13 protein-coding genes are annotated in these 18,570 nt (G+C 28.6%); 1 reads left to right on the top strand and 12 read right to left on the bottom strand.

Going from position 1 to position 18,570, the window contains the following annotated elements; all coding sequences use genetic code 11:
• Window positions 1-439: 439 nt before the first annotated feature.
• The 6 genes from BM027_RS12775 to BM027_RS12750 all read right to left on the bottom strand — a co-directional run bounded on the left by BM027_RS12775 (window position 440) and on the right by BM027_RS12750 (window position 9,090).
• Complete coding sequence (locus tag BM027_RS12775; protein ID WP_090092456.1) at window positions 440-1,741, bottom strand: homoserine dehydrogenase; 1,302 nt, start codon at window positions 1,739-1,741, stop codon at window positions 440-442.
• 572 nt (window positions 1,742-2,313) lie between these two features.
• A complete protein-coding gene (locus tag BM027_RS18820; protein WP_090092454.1) occupies window positions 2,314-3,069 on the bottom strand; it encodes a metalloregulator ArsR/SmtB family transcription factor in 756 nt (251 codons plus the stop codon).
• 246 nt (window positions 3,070-3,315) lie between these two features.
• The gene (locus tag BM027_RS12765; RefSeq protein WP_090092452.1) at window positions 3,316-3,633 is read right to left on the bottom strand and encodes a rhodanese-like domain-containing protein; all 318 of its coding nucleotides are present in this window, start codon (window positions 3,631-3,633) and stop codon (window positions 3,316-3,318) included.
• 47 nt (window positions 3,634-3,680) lie between these two features.
• Window positions 3,681-4,361, bottom strand: coding sequence for a Crp/Fnr family transcriptional regulator (locus BM027_RS12760; protein ID WP_090092449.1), 681 nt, complete (start codon window positions 4,359-4,361; stop codon window positions 3,681-3,683).
• A 205-nt stretch (window positions 4,362-4,566) separates the two neighbouring features.
• Window positions 4,567-7,044 carry a CoA-disulfide reductase gene (locus BM027_RS12755; RefSeq protein ID WP_090092447.1) on the bottom strand — a complete coding sequence of 826 codons (2,478 nt, stop codon included), beginning with the start codon at window positions 7,042-7,044 and terminating at the stop codon, window positions 4,567-4,569.
• A gap of 537 nt (window positions 7,045-7,581) precedes the next feature.
• On the bottom strand, window positions 7,582-9,090 hold the full coding sequence (locus BM027_RS12750) for a DUF1846 domain-containing protein (protein WP_090092444.1): 1,509 nt from the start codon (window positions 9,088-9,090) through the stop codon (window positions 7,582-7,584).
• Window positions 9,091-9,430: 340 nt separating this feature from the next.
• Between BM027_RS12750 and BM027_RS12745 the strand changes: the two genes are divergently transcribed.
• Window positions 9,431-10,333 carry a DMT family transporter gene (locus BM027_RS12745; RefSeq protein WP_090092442.1) on the top strand — a complete coding sequence of 301 codons (903 nt, stop codon included), beginning with the start codon at window positions 9,431-9,433 and terminating at the stop codon, window positions 10,331-10,333.
• Between the two features lie 127 nt (window positions 10,334-10,460).
• On the opposite strand, the gene aspS is transcribed toward BM027_RS12745, so the two are convergent.
• From aspS to BM027_RS12715, 6 genes are all read right to left on the bottom strand, one after another.
• Window positions 10,461-12,260, bottom strand: a complete 1,800-nt coding sequence (aspS, locus tag BM027_RS12740) for an aspartate--tRNA ligase (RefSeq protein ID WP_090092437.1) — start codon at window positions 12,258-12,260, stop codon at window positions 10,461-10,463.
• A gap of 13 nt (window positions 12,261-12,273) precedes the next feature.
• The gene (gene hisS / locus BM027_RS12735) at window positions 12,274-13,530 is read right to left on the bottom strand and encodes a histidine--tRNA ligase (RefSeq protein WP_090092435.1); all 1,257 of its coding nucleotides are present in this window, start codon (window positions 13,528-13,530) and stop codon (window positions 12,274-12,276) included.
• A gap of 100 nt (window positions 13,531-13,630) precedes the next feature.
• Entirely contained in the window at window positions 13,631-15,055 is a 1,425-nt protein-coding gene (locus tag BM027_RS12730; protein WP_090092433.1) for a coproporphyrinogen III oxidase, read from the bottom strand.
• 9 nt (window positions 15,056-15,064) lie between these two features.
• Window positions 15,065-15,664, bottom strand: a complete 600-nt coding sequence (locus BM027_RS12725; RefSeq protein WP_090092431.1) for an MBL fold metallo-hydrolase — start codon at window positions 15,662-15,664, stop codon at window positions 15,065-15,067.
• A gap of 153 nt (window positions 15,665-15,817) precedes the next feature.
• The gene (dtd, locus tag BM027_RS12720; protein ID WP_090092429.1) at window positions 15,818-16,273 is read right to left on the bottom strand and encodes a D-aminoacyl-tRNA deacylase; all 456 of its coding nucleotides are present in this window, start codon (window positions 16,271-16,273) and stop codon (window positions 15,818-15,820) included.
• A 12-nt stretch (window positions 16,274-16,285) separates the two neighbouring features.
• On the bottom strand, window positions 16,286-18,472 hold the full coding sequence (locus BM027_RS12715) for a RelA/SpoT family protein (protein WP_090092425.1): 2,187 nt from the start codon (window positions 18,470-18,472) through the stop codon (window positions 16,286-16,288).
• Window positions 18,473-18,570 lie beyond the last annotated feature (98 nt).

Below are 18,570 nucleotides of genomic sequence, written 5' to 3'. Positions count from 1 at the left end.
CCCATTTCTTTAATAATATATGTTAGCTTGTATTTTACAATTTTTGAGTAATTAATCATTAGTGATGCCTCCTTAAATTTTTATATATTTAAGGGGCTACGCCGCATTTTTCTATATATTTGTCAAGTGTTAATTGAAAAAAAAGCAAGGTATATTTTTATACCTTACTTTTTTTGAACAATATCAATGTCATTTTGTTAACTAAATGACATTGGTCACTATGCTCGTCTATTTTTCATAATACTGTGTCAGTAAAATCAATCAACAGCTCACTATAATCTATTCTCACTTCCTTGCTCTTACATAAAGCGAAACTTTTCAGATGGAATTTTATACTCCAGATGAACTTAGTTAAACTTATACCCTCAAGGGGCACCTCGTCTTAAAACAAAATATACGTCGCATTTTTGACTTGTTATTTTATTTACATATGACTTAACTAATTTTTAAAGTCTTCTATCCTAATTATATTATCTATGTTATTTACAGATTTTAATTCTGAAATTTTATGAAAAGCATCAAAAATTTGTGCTTGAGTTACAGTATGAGTAACCAATACTATTGTCACTTGACCCTTTTCATTTTCTTCACCTTTTTGAATTACTGAACGTAAACTAACATTATGTTTTCCTAATATAGCAGTAATTTCTCCTAGTACCCCTGGTTCATCCAATACAGTAGCTCTAATATAGAATTTACTTTCAACATCTCTGATACTTCCTATTTTTCTATCCCACAAATTATTTTTTACTACTGGATTACAATTTTCCAAATCAACATTACTTCTTAATATAGAAATAACATCGCTTACTACAGCACTTCCTGTGGGTAAATCACCTGCTCCTCTTCCATAAAACATTAAATCTCCAACAGCATTTCCCTTTACAAAAACTGCATTAAAAGAATCATATACATTTGCTAACGGATGTTTTTTAGGAATCATTGTAGGGTGAACTCTAAGTTCAAGTTTATCATCTTTTTCTTTTACAATAGCAAGTAACTTAATTACCATCTTAAATTCTTTAGCATATTCCATATCTATTGGCTTAATCTTTGTAATACCTTCTCTATAAACATTGTCTACAACAATTTTAGTTCCAAATGCTAATGATGAAAGTATTGCCAGCTTATATTGTGCATCATAACCCTCAATATCTGAAGTTGGATCTGCTTCTGCATATCCCATATCTTGGGCTTCTTTTAAAGCTTCATCGAATCCTAATCCTTCTGATTCCATCTTAGTTAAAATATAATTTGTTGTTCCATTAATAATTCCATATAGCTCTTTAATCTTATTTGCAGTTAAACTTTCATCAATTCCATTTATTATTGGAATTCCACCTGCTACACTCGCTTCATACTTAAACATTAAGCCTTTACTATCTGCCTTTTCAAAAAGTGCATCTCCATCTGTTGCAAGTAGCATCTTATTAGCTGTAACAATGTGCTTTCCTGCATCCATGCACTTAAGCATATACTCTCTTGCAGGATCTATTCCACCCATGACTTCAATCACAATTTTAATCGAATCGTCTTCTATAATTTCATTAAAATTTGTAGTTACAATTTCATCAGGTACTTTTACACCCCTAGGCTTATTTTTGTCTCTCACAAGGATTTTAGCTATTTCTACTTCATAACCAGATCTCTTCATTATTTCTTCTTTATTAGAATTTAAAATCATACAAACACCACGACCAACATTCCCCAACCCCAGTAGTGCTATTCTAACTTTTTTCATTTACATTTCCCCCTTTTTTCGTATAACAACAAAAAATATTATACTATTTCATTATAATTGGTATATAGTTTTTTTGCCATATTATTTATTAGTTTTTATTAAAAAATCACTAAATATATCTTTAATTTTATATAAGTCATCTTCAAAAAATAACTAGTCAATATTCTAACAAATATCCTTACGTATCTAGGTGAAGCCTTTGCATCAATATATCTTTACCTGCAATGTATTCAATAATTTCACATTTTTTATTTCATCTTGACAATTAATATCTTTACTTTTAGTTCTTAAATTTAAAATCCTCCTCAATAATACAAATATATTATTTGAATTCTACTTTATAGTTATACAAATAAAAAATATAGAAAAAGACATCTGAATTTATTATGATTAATTTACCCCAAAGCACTAAAAAGCAATTGAAACTAAAATGTTGGTTATATTTATAAAAAAATAGTAGCACAATTTAAAATGATATGCTCCCTTTATAGTAGACAGTTAAAATAATAAAACTGTTTCTATGAAGGAAGCATATCAAAATTGATGCTACTATTTTTTTGAATATACGTTAATTAATGAGTACATCCATCATGGCTACAAGTATGATTAGCTGGAAATTCAACTAATCCACCTTTTTTATATACATCTAAGTTCTCTTTAACACTTCCTTCTACAGCTCTATAAACCTTAATCCCCATAGAATTTAATTTAGTAATAGCACCTTGACCAATACCCCCAACAACTACAGCATCAACAGTTTCTCCTGATAAAGCTTTTATTGGTTGACATTTTCCATGTTCATGTCCTAAATCCCCATTACCTACAGTTTTAACTTCACCACTTTCTATATCGCAGATTATAAATAATGGTGCTGTACCAAAATGACCATATGGTATACTATCAATTCCTTCATTTGATTTAACTGGAAAACATATTTTCATTGTTAATTCCTCCTTAAATATTTCTTTATGAGAACATTTTTTATGCTTGCAATCGTGTAAACATATAAGTGAGTTTGAATTTCTTACTTGGATATCTTTTTCCAAGTCCATATTTATACCATAACTATTTATAATTGATTTTATAAAACTAATAGCCCTCTTTAAGCTTTCTTCATTCAAATCATAAATTATATTGTATCCAATCTTATATCCTGTTATTAAGTTTGATTCTTTTAATATTTTTATGTGTTGAGATACTGCAGCTTCTGTTATATTTAAGTGCTTTGCAATACCTTTGGCACACATGCTTCTCTTTGACATTAACAGTAATATTTTAACTCTTGTTTCTTCTCCAAGGGCTTTAAATATATTTATAGAATCATTCATAAAAAACTCCTCATTTTTAATTAAGTATTTGCTTAACTAAATTATAATACTCTAAGCATTGTTTTTCAAGATTTATTTCAGAATGTTATCATCAACTTGTATAATCTGGCTATAACATTTAATAGAAAGTTATTTATCAACTTATGCTTTTAATATTGTTAATTAAATAGTTGCTTTATGAACTTCACTTTTCCATTCTAAATTCATATGTAATAACTCCATTACTTAGCTCTTATATAAAATTTTCTACTTTCTCTTTGTTCCTACATATGACCCCATTCCACCAGCAACATTTATAACATCAAATCCTTGTTTTGTAAGGCTACTACAAGTTCTTGCACTTCTTCCTCCAGATTGACACATAATATAGTATTTCTTATGTTTATTTAAATATTTATTAGGTTCATTTAAAAGTTCACCCATTGGAATGTTTTTAGCTGTTTTTAAGCTTCCACCTTTATATTCATAAGTTTCTCTAATATCAATCAACTCTATATTTTCTATTAGATTATCAATGTCATTCACGTTAATAACTTTTCCATCATTTTTTTTAAATCCAAACATTTTAATTCCTCCAAAATTTAAAGAATATGTTTTTAATATAGTATTTTTTATAAAAGATCTTCTAAATTTTTTATAATTTGTATTTTTCCTCTCTCTAGTTTTATATATCCTCTTTTTTCAATACTTTTTAGTTTTCTACTAATAGCTTCTCTAGCTGAATCAATTTCAAACGCTAATTCATTATGTGTTGCATAAATTATTTTACTATCTTTATTAATAAGTAATTTAAGTAGTCTCGTTTCTAAAGATTCATGCACTCTCTCTTCTTTATTTTCTATAACGAAACTAAATTTTTTATATAAATCTTTATACATATATGATAAAAACTTATTATCTTGAAAAAAGTAATTTTTAATCACATCCATTGGGATTATACATATTTCTGAATCTTGAATAGCTCTACCTATGATATTTAAAGATTCAAAATTTAATAAACAACTCAATGCTTCATGGCATAATTCTCCTTGTTTGATGTTATAAAGATTAGTTTCTTCTCCTTCTTTATTAATCTTTTGTATTTTTATTGTTCCTTTTATTACAAATAAAATTCCAATACAAGTTTCATTTGAAGATGATATATATTCATTAGTATATATCATTTTAAACAGACCTTGCTTAGTTATAATTCCATTATTCTTTTCGTTGATGTTTTTTAATATTGGATAAACATTATACAAATTTTCTATAGAATTTGCTTTACTATTTAATATTTTTCTATTACCTTTCATTTATTCGCCTCCATGTGTTTACTATAAATTATTCATCTTATTTTTTTCGTGATTAAGTTGCATACATAATTACTATTATTACAATATAATCACAGTACAACAAGGGTGAATCCTTAAAATTATGGAGAAAAAATATAAATAAATAACTCGTGATGTATATATCTTCACATCACGAGTTATTTCTAGCTCTACTTAATTAGATTCTTTATATAAATAGATTTAATCCTGAATCTTCAGTAGCTCCCAAATATGAAGCAACTCCACCTATCTCCACTCCATCAATAAATTCTTCTTTTTTTATTCCCATTAAATCCATGCTCATAGAACACGCAACAACATTAACACCCATTCCAATTGCATTTTTTATTAAAGTTTCTAAATCATCAACATTGTGTTTTTTCATTATTTGCTTTATCATTGCAGATCCCATCCCCATCATGTTCATTTGAGATAATGGTAATTTCCCCGGATGTCCTGGCAACATAATATCAAACATTTTTTCCATAGAATCTTTATTAACTTTTGGTCTATCTTTTTTCTTTAATATATTAAGTCCCCAAAATGTAAAGAACATAGTAACTTCTTTACCCATAGATGCTGCTCCTGTTGCTATAATAAATGAAGCTATTGCCTTATCCAAATCTCCACTAAATACAACTAAAGTTGCCCCATTTCTTTCTTCAGCTATTGTACCTGGTTTAGTTATCTTACTACTTCCCTTTTTTATATAAGCTACAAAAGCTTTTTCTTTACTATCAAATTCTGCCTTTAATAAAGTATTGTTTGTTTTATCACACCATGAGTTTATATCTTTACTAAATCCAGGATCACTTGCCTTTACTTCTATAATATCGCCATCATTCATCTTAGTTATTTCCTCAAATACTCTTCTTATTGGACCTGGGCATTGAAGTCCACATGCATTTAAAGTAATATTAGCATTTATTTCTGTTATATCTAAATCCTCTAATTTCATTGCTGCCACCTCATCTTTTAAATCTTTTCTATTTTTATATTGGTTTGAAATACTTTCCTCTGCTCTCTTTACATATAAATATGTTTTTATACCCCCATCTATATTAGTACACTTAATTTCATGTTGTTCTAATAACCTACAAGCAATATACCCTCTTAATCCAACTTGGCATGTAACATATATTTTTTTATCTTTTGGTATTTCATTCAATCTATCTCTTAACTTTCCTAATGGAATATTAATAGTGTTATCTAATTTTCCTGTAACTAACTCAAATTCTTCTCTTACATCTAATATTATTGAATTTTTCTTATCTAAACCATCTATTTCATGCCATTGAATTGTTTCTACAACTCCTTCAATAATATTAGAAGCATAATATCCTAACATATTAACTGGATCTTTAGCTGAATTGTATGGTGGGGCATAGCATGGTTCTACGTCTTGCAAATCAAAAACTGTAAGATTACCTTTAATAGCTGTTGCTAGTACATCTATACGTTTTTCAACGCCATCAATGCCTACTCCTTGTCCTCCAAATATTTTTCCTGTTTTAGGATCAAATAACATCTTAAATGCTATAGGAAAAGCTCCTGGATAGTATCCAGCATGGGAACCTGGATGTATGTGAACAACTTTATAGTCTATACCTAACTTTTTTAATGTTTTTTCATTATTACCTGTTGTTGCTACTGTATAATCAAATACTTTTGCTACTGATGATCCAAGAGTCCCCTTATATTCTACATTTTTACCACATATATTATCCGCAACTATTCTTCCTTGACGATTTGCTGGCCAAGCTAACGGAATCATTGTAGGTTTTTTATTCACAAAATCTATTACTTCAACTGCATCACCTAAAGCATAAATATTTGGATCGGAAGTTTTCATATATTTATCAACTACAATAGCTCCTCTTTCATTTAAGTTAAGACTTGCCTCTCTTGCTATTGATGTTGCTGGTTTAACACCTATTGATAATATTATCATATCTGTAATAATTTCTTTTCCACTACTTAATATTATCTTTTTTCCTTTATTTTTAAATGCAGTTACCCCATCTTTTAATATTAATTCTACATTTTTATCTATTAAATGCTCATGTATTATACTTGCCATTTCTATATCAAGTGGAGCCATTACCTGATCACTTGCTTCTATAATAGTAATATCTATTCCTCTAGCATGAAGATTTTCAGCCATTTCAAGGCCTATAAACCCTCCACCTATTATAACTGCTGACTTAGGTTTTTTATTATCTACATACGCCTTAATATTATCTGTATCTGGTATATTTCTAATCGTGAATAAATTATCACAATCATTTATTCCTGATATTGGTAGTTTTAAAGGATCAGCTCCTGGAGACAAAACTAATACATCATATGTTTCTTCATACGTTTCATCTGTTTTGTGATTTTTAATTGTAATCTTCTTGTTTTCCTTATCTATTTTTATAACTTCACTTAAATTTCGTATATCTAAATTAAATTTTTCTTCCATGCCTTCTACTGTTTGAACTATTAATTTTTCTCTTTCATTTATAGTTCCTCCTATATAATATGGAAGACCACAATTAGCAAAAGATATATATTTACCTTTTTCTACCATTATTATTTCTGCATTTTCATCTAATCTTCTAAGTCTTGCTGCAGTTGATGCTCCACCAGCAACTCCACCAACTATAATAATTTTTTTAGACATAGTTTATCTCTCCTTCTTTAGCAATTATTTAACATAATCATTTATTAATATAATCTACTTAAAGCACTTTTAATATTCAAATGGACTTTTAAAATCAAGGTACATTTAAAAGCTAATAGCTCTCTATTAGCTGGACTTGCCTCCTTGCCTGACACAAAATATACTACGCATTTTGGTCTATTATTTTTTTCATGTGTCTAATATCACAGTTGAATTTTCAACATAATTTGTTTTTCTCTTTAAGTTTATTTAATATATTAAATATTGTCTGTGACTTTATCACATAAAAGTGGTAGTTAGATATGCACTAACACAAAAATATGACAAAACTTATTATTAATAAATTAAATAAAAAATATGGACAGTAGCTAGTTTTGTTTTTACACAAAACTAGCTACTGTCCATATTTTTTCAAAGTTAAGAGTGTTAATCTAATTGATACACACTCTTAACTTTTCTTATAAATTATAAAATATTTAGACACATTCAAAAAATATACATCACATCTTTACTTGCTATTTTCTTTCATGTGCCTTATTAGTTATTATAATAAAGACTTTCTGATGGATAATTAGCATCACTAGTTATTTCTATTCCCAATTTACCAAAAGTTAATTCATCTGCTCTTGAAAGTATAGTTGTTGAGTGAGCTTGACATCCTTTTAATAAACTTAACTTTTCCATAGCTACCCCTGCTGTTGGGTTTGTTGCAGCTGAAATACTTAATGCCGTAAGAACTTCTTCACAACTCAATGATATATTTCTTTCTTTAAAAGTCTTAGCTTTAAGATTTATTATTGGTTCAAGTATAACTGGTGATATTAAATATATGTCATCTGAAATATTAGCTAAATACTTTATTGCATTTATTGTTACCGCCGCTGGTCCATCCATTAAATCTGAATTCTTTCCTGTTAATATTGTTCCATCTTGCAATTCTAATGCTACAACTGGACATGTGTCATTTTCATCTGCATCCATCTTTAGCTTAGATGACTTTTCTCTAGCTGGTAGAACTACTTTTCTATCAGTTTCTTTAAGATTTAGTTCTTCCATTATTAACTTAGATCTATCGAAAGTTTCTTTATCAACATATCCTTTTTTATATTCACATCCAGTTTTAAAATATCTTCTGATAACTTCTTGTCTAGATGCTTCTTTAACAGCTTCATCATCAACTATTCCAAATCCAACTCTATTAACACCCATGTCTGTTGGTGATTTATAAATTGATTCTTTACCTGTTATCTTTTCTATTATTCTTCTTAAAACAGGAAAAGTTTCAATATCTCTATTATAGTTAACTGTAACTTTGTTATAAGCATCCATATGGAATGAATCTAGTAAATTAACATCCTTTAAATCAACAGTTGCAGCTTCATATGCTATATTTAATGGATGCTTTAAAGGAACATTCCACACAGGGAATGTTTCAAACTTTGAGTACCCTGCAGCATTACCTCTTTTAGATTCATGATATAATTGACTAAGACAAGTAGCAAGTTTTCCACTACCTGGCCCTGGAGCTGTTACTACCACTATTGGTTTTGTAGTTTCAATATAAGGATTTTTACCATAACCTTCTTCACTAACTATTGTATCTACATCAGTTGGATATCCCTTAGTTGATTGGTGTTTGTATACCTTGATTCCTCTTCTTTCAAGCTTGTTTATAAATACTGTAGTTGCAGGTTGTCCCGCATATCTAGTTATAACTACACTATTAACTTCTAAATCATAAGCTCTTAAATCATCAATAAGTCTTAATACATCCATATCATATGTAATGCCAAAGTCGCCTCTTATTTTATTTCTTTCTATGTCTCCTGCATAAACACATATTACAACTTCTACTTTTTCTCTTAGCTTATGTAATAATTTAATTTTTGCATTTTCATCAAATCCAGGAAGTACTCTCATTGCATGTCTATCATTAAAAAGTTTACCTCCAAACTCTAGATAAAGTTTATCATAATGATTAACTCTTTCTAATATATATTTTGATTGTTCCTCTAAATATTTTATATGGTCAAATCCTATTTTCATTTTTTACCTCACTTACTATTTTTCTTCATAAAAACTCATTATTTTATTATTACATAAAGTAACTCTCTTGTAAATTATATCGTTTTTATATAAGGCATATAAAAATAAATAGCAAGTCAGTATGCTAGTCTATTTTGACTTGTTATTTTCTTTCATGTGCCTAAATTGCTGAAAAATCATACAATATCTAATAATATTCTTTTTATTGTATATATTTTTTCCAAAGTTTGCTTGATTGACCTATTAAAATTAATTATACTTTATAAGGATTAATTTTTTTAAATATCAATATTAGGCACATTAAAAAAAATAATTTGTATAAAATCAAGGAGGCAAAATCTTGAACAATTATAAAGGATTAACATATGCAATTCTGTCGTCAGTGGCATTTGGTCTTATGCCTATATTTTCTAAGATAGCTTATAAAAATGGTTCTAATCCAACAACTGTATTAATATTTAGATTTTTCTTAGCATCATTAATACTGTTTATATATCTAAAATATAAAAATATAAATCTTAGAATTGAAAAAAAACAACTTACACTCTTGTTGCTAACTGGAATTTTAGGATATACATTGACAACACAAACTTTATTTCTATCTTATGATTATTTAGGAGCTGGACTAGCTACAACATTTCATTTTATATATCCAGCTGTAGTTTCTATAATTGGATTTATATTTTTTAAAGATAAAATTAGTATTAGAAAAATAACTTCTCTAATACTTTCAGGAATAGGAGTGTACTCTCTTATTGCTTTTGAAAATCAAACATTAAATAGTCTCGGGATATTTTTAGCATTATTTTCAGGTGTATCATATGGACTTAATATAATAACACTGGACTTGAAATTACTAAAATCTATAGACAATATAATTGTAACTATGTATATTTGTATTGGAGCAACAATAGGTATGATTTTATATGGATTATTAAGCAACTCCATAATTCTAGAATTTAATTTTAAAATAGTAGAGTCTTATATAGTAATATCTACAATTTCAACAATAGCTTCTATGATATTATTTCTTAAGGCTATGGACATAATAGGAGCAGCATCCTCATCAATATTAGGAACATTTGAACCTATTGTTAGTATAATTTTAGGAATAGTATTTTTAGGAGAGCATCTATCAACAGCTTTAATATTAGGTTGTATACTAATATTAACATCTACAATTATATTAGCTAAAGATAAAGATAATATTAATGAAACTGAAACAAGCACTCTATCTAATTAAAAATAAGCCCTCTAATTTCAGAAATTACTTTCTAAAAATTAGAGGGCTTATTAAATACAAAGAAAAGTTTACTCACATATGTTTCGGAATAAAGTAATTAATCCAAATGCAATATTTGAACTATTATTTATTCTTCGTCTTTTTTATCTTCTTTAGGAAGTATTGCTATTCCTAATTCTGTTAATTGTTTTTCATCCGCTATATTAGGAGCTTCACTTAAGTAACAATAAGCATTTTGGTTTTTAGGGAATGCAATAACATCTTTAATATTATCTGTTCCAGCTAAGAACATTATCATTCTATCTAATCCAAATGCTAAACCGCCATGTGGTGGTGGTCCAAATTTTAATGCTTGCAATAGAAATCCAAATTTTGCCCATGCATCTTCTTGTGTAAATCCTAGTGCCTTAAGCATTCTTTCTTGAAGGTCAGTATCGTGAATTCTTATAGATCCTCCGCCTAGTTCTTCTCCATTTAATACCAAATCATAAGCTTTAGAACGTACAATTCCTGGATTAGATTCAATGAAATCTAAATCCTCATCCATTGGTGCTGTAAATGGGTGGTGACAAGCCATATATCTTTCTTCTTCTTCACTATATTCAAATAAAGGGAATTCAGTAACCCAAGTGAAGTTAAATTCATTTTTATCTTTTACCAATTCAAATTGTTTAGCTAATTCTAATCTTAAAGCTCCTAAGCTTTGGAATACTACTGAATCTTTATCTGCTACTATAAGCACCGCATCTCCAGCTTCAGCATTCATAGTTTTTACTATAGCATTTGTTACATCATCAGTTAAAAATTTAGCTATTGATGATTTAACTCCACCTTCTTTAAGTTGAATCCAAGCAAGTCCCTTAGCTTTATAAGTTTTAATAAATTCGCCTAATTTATCTAAAGGCTTTCTTCCCATATCTGCTCCACCCTTTAAGCATAGAGCTCTAACAGATCCACCATTTTCTATAGCAGATTTAAATACTACAAAATCTAAATCACGAACATCCTCTGTTATATTAGTTATTTCCATACCAAATCTTACATCTGGTTTGTCTGATCCATATTTCTCCATTGCATCTTTAAATGTCATTCTCTTAATTGGAAGCTTAACATCTACTCCTGCAACTTCTTTAAATACATGAGATATTAAGCCTTCATTTACTGCCATTATGTCCTCTTGCTCTACAAAGCTTAATTCCATATCTACTTGAGTAAATTCTGGTTGTCTATTCGCTCTTAAATCTTCATCTCTAAAACATTTAACTATTTGATAATATTTATCAAATCCAGACACCATCAATAATTGTTTGAATAATTGTGGTGATTGTGGAAGAGCATAAAACATTCCTGGATAATTTCTTGAAGGCACCAAATAATCTCTAGCTCCTTCTGGTGTGCTCTTAGTTAACATTGGAGTTTCTATATCTAAGAAACCATTGTTTTCTAAATAATCACGTATTGCTTTTGTTGTCTTACTTCTTGTTATAAAGATTTTTTGCATGTCTGGTCTTCTTAAATCTAAATATCTATATTTTAATCTAATATTTTCAGCTGCATCTAAATCCTCTTTGATATATATTGGTGGAGTTTCAGATTCCGAAAGAACCTTTAATGCTTCACACTTTAATTCTACCATTCCAGTTGGCATATTTTCATTTGGACTTTGTCTCATAACCACTTCACCTGTTACTGCAATACAATATTCAGGTCTAACTGATTTTGCTTTTTCAAAAGCCTCTGCATTTATTTCTTCTCCAAGAACAACTTGCATAATGCCTGTTCTATCTCTTAAATCAATAAAATCAAGTCCCCCAAGTTTTCTATTTCTTTGAACCCATCCCATTAAAGTAACTTTTTTACTTACATGTTCTTCTCTAAGTTCTCCACACATCATTGTACGCTTTAAACCACCTAAAGCTTCTCCCATTTGTCATTTCCTCCTAACACTTAACTATGTTCTTTATTTCTTCTATAGTTTTTAAAGAAACCTCGAAGGTTTCACCGTCTGACATTCTTTTTAGTGTAATCTTTTCATTTTGTAATTCATCTTCACCTAAGATAGTAGTAAATGCTACTCCTAATTTATTTGCGAATTTCATTGCAGCCTTTACACTTCTTCCCATATGATTTATTTCACAGTTAACACCTAAGTCTCTTAAATCATGAGCTAATTTAAATGCATACTTTTTCCCATCTTCTCCTCTGTCTCCAATATATAAATCAACTAAATTTTCATTCGGTATCTCTATTCCTTCTTTATCTAGAGTCATAATGAGTCTTTCAATTCCCATAGCAAAACCAACTGCTTGCATTTCTGGTCCACCAAGTTCTTCTATAAGTTTATCATATCTTCCTCCACCACAAACAGTAAAGTCAGAATTTAATATTTCAAAAATAGTCTTTGTATAATAATCTAATCCCCTAACTATTCCTGGATCTACTGTATATGGAAGACCTAATATATCTAAATATTCCTTAACCTTATTAAAGTGAGTATCACATTCTTCACACATAAAATCTAAAATTATTGGTGCATTCTTTGTAATCTCTTGACATTTTTTTTCTTTACAATCAAGTATTCTCATAGGGTTTTTTTCAAATCTACTCTTACATGTATCACAAAGTCCATCATAATTATCTGCTAAAAATTTCTTTAAAGCCTCATTATATTTAGGCCTACAATTTGGACATCCTAAATTGTTTATATGCAAATGTAAATCCTTAAGTCCAAGTTCCTTTAAAGTTTCCATAGCCATTGCTATAACTTCAGCATCTATAGAAGGTTCTTTAGATCCAAAAACCTCAACTCCACATTGATGAAATTGTCTAAGTCTTCCCTTTTGAACATTTTCATATCTAAATGCTGGAATTATATAATATAACTTTGTAGGTTGTGCCTCATTAAATAATCTATTTTCTATGAATGCTCTAACAAAAGCAGCAGTTCCTTCTGGTTTTAATGTTACACTTCTATCACCTTTATCCTTAAAAGTATACATTTCCTTTTGAACTATATCTGTTGTATCACCAACGCCTCTTGAAAATACTTCTGTATGTTCAAATATTGGAGTTCTCATTTCTCTGATTCCATAAGTTTTTGCAACATTTTTAAATGTATTTTCTACATAATTCCATTTATGTGCATCTTGAGGTAACATATCCTTAGTACCCTTTGGTGCTTGTAGTTCAATTGCCATTTATATTCCTCCTTAAATGAGAATATAAAACTAGTTTAAGCTCTTTTATAATATAATTTCTAAACTAACTCAAATTAATTTATTCTCTCAATAATGTAGTTTAATACAACGTGTTCAGTAATTCTTTTTTTCCATCAATCATTTCGTCTACTCTTGAAATATATTCTTTAATATCCTTTAGATTAGGAAATCTTTCAAGCCTATCTTCATCCAAAAATATCACTTTACTTACAGCAGCTGCTCCTAAAGCAATTATTGTCTGCTTTTCTTCAATCATTTCAATATTATAAATACATTCTTTACCTTCTTTAGCATACCCCAAATTTTCCATATTTCCAACCATATTTTTTTGCCTATACATGTAATATGGGTAAATATCTAAGCCTTTAGCTAAATTTCTGCTTTCTTCATACATTTTTGCAATCTCTTCTTGAGGAGGAATGTCTATACCTTTTTTTAATATAAAGTTTTCATACATTCTAGACCCTCTTTTTAAAGCAAGTCCATGTACTGTTATACTATCCGGTTTTAAAGCAATTAACTCGTTTTTAGTATTTATCATTTCACTATGACCTTCACCCGGAAGACCTATTATTATATCCATATTTATATCATTAAATCCAAGTTCTCTTGCCATTTTAAACTTTTCTTTAATATCATCTTTAGAATGAGTTCTTCCAATTAAGTTTAGTGTTTCATCGTTCATAGTTTGAGGATTTATGCTAATCCTGTTTACATCACATGACTTCATAGTTTCTAGTTTATTCAAAGTTATCGTGTCTGGTCTACCACATTCAACCGTAAATTCTTTAATATGTTTATCCTTAACAAATGCATCATATATCTCATCCATTAAAAATTTAAATTGTTTATCATCTACAGATGTTGGAGTTCCACCGCCAAAGTATACTGTTTCTATATCAATATTTTTTTCCTCTACATATTCTTTCATTGCTTTAATTTCTTTTATTAAGGCTTCCAAATAAGGAATTACTATCTTCTGATTTCCCTTTATAGGATTAGATGTAAACGAACAATAAAGACACTTAGTAGGGCAAAATGCCATTCCAATATAAATAGATATTTTATTTTTATCTTTATTTACAAATTTATCTTCACATTTAGCAACTTCTATACAAATTTTTGCTTTATCTTCATGAGCTAAATATCTATCTTTAAAGATTTTTACAATCTCTTCTTCAGTATAACCTTCTTTAAGTAATTTTAATGCTATCTTAGATGGTCTAATTCCAATTAAAATTCCCCACGGATATATATCACCTGTTATTTCTTTTAAACAGGAAAAAATGAATCTTCTAAGAGAATTCTTAATATCCTCTCCTAAAGATTCTTCTTTAACATATTCCTTATACGAAAATTTTAGTTTCTCTTCATCAATGTAAAAAATATATTCTGCTTCTTCTTCACTTAAGAATTTAATCTCTCTTAAAGGAAAATATATATTAAATAATTGATACACTTCATATCTGTATTTTAAATTATTTAAATTAACTGTAACTTCCATAATTTCTCCTTATGCTAAAAATGGATTTCTCCTTTTTTCATACAGTATATTAGACATTGATCCATGACCTGGATAAACCTCTACATCATCGCCTAATATAAGCAACTTTTCTTTTATACTATTTATAATTTCTCCCATATTTCCACCAACAAAGTCAGTTCTACCAATAGAGCCTTGGAAAAGTGTATCTCCTGTAAATACCTTGTCTTCAATCAAGAAACAAAGTCCACCTTTTGTGTGTCCTGGTGTCTCTATAACTTTAATTTCCTTATCACCTAAACTTAAAGTATCTCCTTCTTTTAGGTATCCTGAAGCCTTAGGCAAACTTCCAAAAACTTCATAATCCTTTTCCATATATTCTTCATCTATTTTGCTTATAAAAAATGGAACATTAAAAGTCTTACTTAAATCCACTACCCCACCTACATGATCTACATGACCATGTGTTAAAATAATGTATTTAACTTTAACATCTAAAGATTTAATAATAGTCTCTATCCTTTGTGAATCACCACCTGGATCAATTACTCCACATTCTTTTGATCCCTCATCTATTACTAGATAACAATTTGCATCATATATTCCTGCTGGAATTGTTTTTATAATCAATACGAACACCTCCCAAAATTCTTTAAAAGTTCTTTTTAGATATATATTCTAAAAATCATTATTCATTTGAATTTATTCAGTATCTCTATTATTTCTTTAGAGGTCAACCATATAAATAATCAATTCTATTAATTAGAACATATATAATTAAACTTATTTTGCTCTCATCAGCTTACTATCTAAAATTATTGTAACAGGACCATCATTATGTATTTCAACCTTCATATCTGCTCCAAACTTTCCTGTTTCAACTTTTAAATCTGTTTCTTTTAAAAGACTAACAAAAGTTTCATAAAATTCTTCAGCATCTTCTCCAGCTTTAGCTTCCATAAAGTTTGGTCTTCTTCCTTTTCTACAATCCCCATATAAGGTAAACTGTGATATAACTAAAATTTCTCCTTTAACATCTAATAATGATAAGTTCATTTTAGCATTTTCATCTTCAAAAATTCTTAAATTAATAATTTTATCTTTTATGTACTTTAAATCTTCTAATGTATCTTCCTTAGCTATTCCTATTAATACATTAAGTCCCTTTTTTATAGTTCCTATTATACACCCATCGACCTTAACATTTGATGAAATTACTCTTTGCACTACTGCTCTCATTTTTATCATTCCTCAACTATTCATTCTATAAACATCCATTACACCCTTAAGCTTTTTAATTTTTTTCATAAAATCTTTTAAATCTTCTATAGAATTAATTTTTATTTTTATATTTATAAGTGCAATTCCTTCTTTTGCTGGATTAGCATTTAATGAACTTAAATGTAACTTTAAATCAGTAATCACACTCATTATATCACTAAGAATTCCCATTTTATCTTCCGTTTGCACTTGAATTTCTGCAAAATATGCATTTCCATTTGACGATCCCCAAGATACTTCTACTACCTTATCACCATCTGTATCAATAAGAGCTTTTAAATTACTACAATCTTGTCTATGAACTGATACTCCCCTGCCCTTTGTTATATAACCTAAAATTTCATCTCCTGGTACCGGATTGCAACACTTTGCAAATCTAACCATAATATTACTTACACCTTTTACACTTATACCATAGTTATCAGAAGTTTTTTGCTTTCCATTCTTTGCAATATGTCCCTCTATTGTTTTATATAATGATTCTTGTAAATCCTTTTCTTTAGTTGGCTCATTATCTTCTTTAAGTCTTGAAACAAAAGAAGATGCTGAAAGTCCTCCAACTCCAATTACAGCATATAAATCTTCAATACAATGAACATTATATCTCTTTGTTAATTTTTCATAACTATCACCTTTTGCAATATCAGCAAAATTAGCACTTTGTTTCTTGAGTTCTTTTTCAAGAAGTTCTTTTCCTTTAATTATATTTTCTTCCTTTTTGGCTTTCTTAAACCATAACTTTATTTTACTTTTAGATTGATTACTTTTAGCACTGTTTAACCAATCCATGTTAGGTCCTTTTGAATTTTGTGAAGTAAGAATTTCAACAATTTCTCCAGTTTTAAGTGTATAATCAAGAGGAACAATCTTTCCATTAACCTTAGCTCCAACACACTTATTCCCAACATCAGTATGTATTCTATAAGCAAAATCTATTGGTGTTGCCTTACTACATAAATTTATTACAACACCTTTTGGAGTAAATACGAATACTTCATCAGAAAACAAATCGATTTTAAATCCTTCAATAAATTCTTCTGCATCTGAAGTTTCTTTTTGCCATTCTAACATATCTCTAAGCCATACTAATTTTTTCTCAAATTCTTTATCTTTATCCTCTTCAGTTAAATCTCCTTCTTTATACTTCCAATGAGCAGCAATACCATATTCTGCTGTTTTATGCATTTCAAAAGTTCTTATCTGAATTTCAAAAGTTTTTCCTTGTGATCCAATTACAGTAGTATGTAAAGATTGATACATATTAGGTTTCGGCATTGCTATATAGTCTTTAAATCTCCCTGGTATCGGTCTATATATTGTATGTACTATTCCAAGTACTCCATAACAATCCTTAACTGAATTAACTAATATTCTAATAGCTGTTAAGTCAAAAATTTGTTCTATACTTTTATTTTTATTAACCATCTTTTTATAAATACTATAAAAATGTTTAGGTCTTCCTTCAATGTCTGAGTCTATGCCTGATGATTCTAACTTTTTCTTTAAATCAACTATAACATTATTTATATAAGTTTCTCTCTCAACTCTTTTTTCAGCTATTTGGTGTACTAATTCATAATATTCATTTTCATGTAAATATCTAAAAGAGAGATCTTCGAGTTCCCATTTGATCTTAGACATACCAAGTCTATGAGCTAGTGGCGCATAAATGTCTAATGTTTCTTTTGCTTTTAATTTTTGTTTTTCTTTTGGCATAAATTTAAGTGTTCTCATATTATGCAATCTATCTGCAAGTTTTATAATGATAACACGTATATCCTTAGCCATAGCAAGTAACATCTTTCTAACATTATCTGCTTGTTGTTCTTCTTTTGTTTTATATTGAATTTTTCCAAGCTTAGTTACTCCATTAACAAGATTTGCTACTTCCTCATTAAAGGTACTTACCATTAATTCATAAGAACATTCAGTATCTTCAATTACATCATGAAGAAGTCCAGCTGCAATAGTACTTGTATCCATTCCAAGTTCAGCAAGAATTTCTGCTACATCTATTGGATGAATTATGTACGGTTCACCTGATTCTCTTTTTTGTTCCTTATGAGCTTCCTGTGCAAAAAAATATGCTTTTTTAATTATTTCAACATCAACATTATGACAATTGGTATGAATTTTTTCTAATAAGTTATCAATCATAAGGATTACTCTCTCCTTTTGTTAAATTTCTGTAAATTCAAAGGCTGGTTATATAACCAGCCTTTCCTATAATTATATATTATTTTACAACTATTTTC

Origin of the sequence: Clostridium uliginosum, assembly GCF_900112485.1 — a bacterium.
GTDB lineage: Bacteria > Bacillota > Clostridia > Clostridiales > Clostridiaceae > Clostridium > Clostridium uliginosum.
This window is presented reverse-complemented; position numbering and strand designations above follow the sequence as displayed.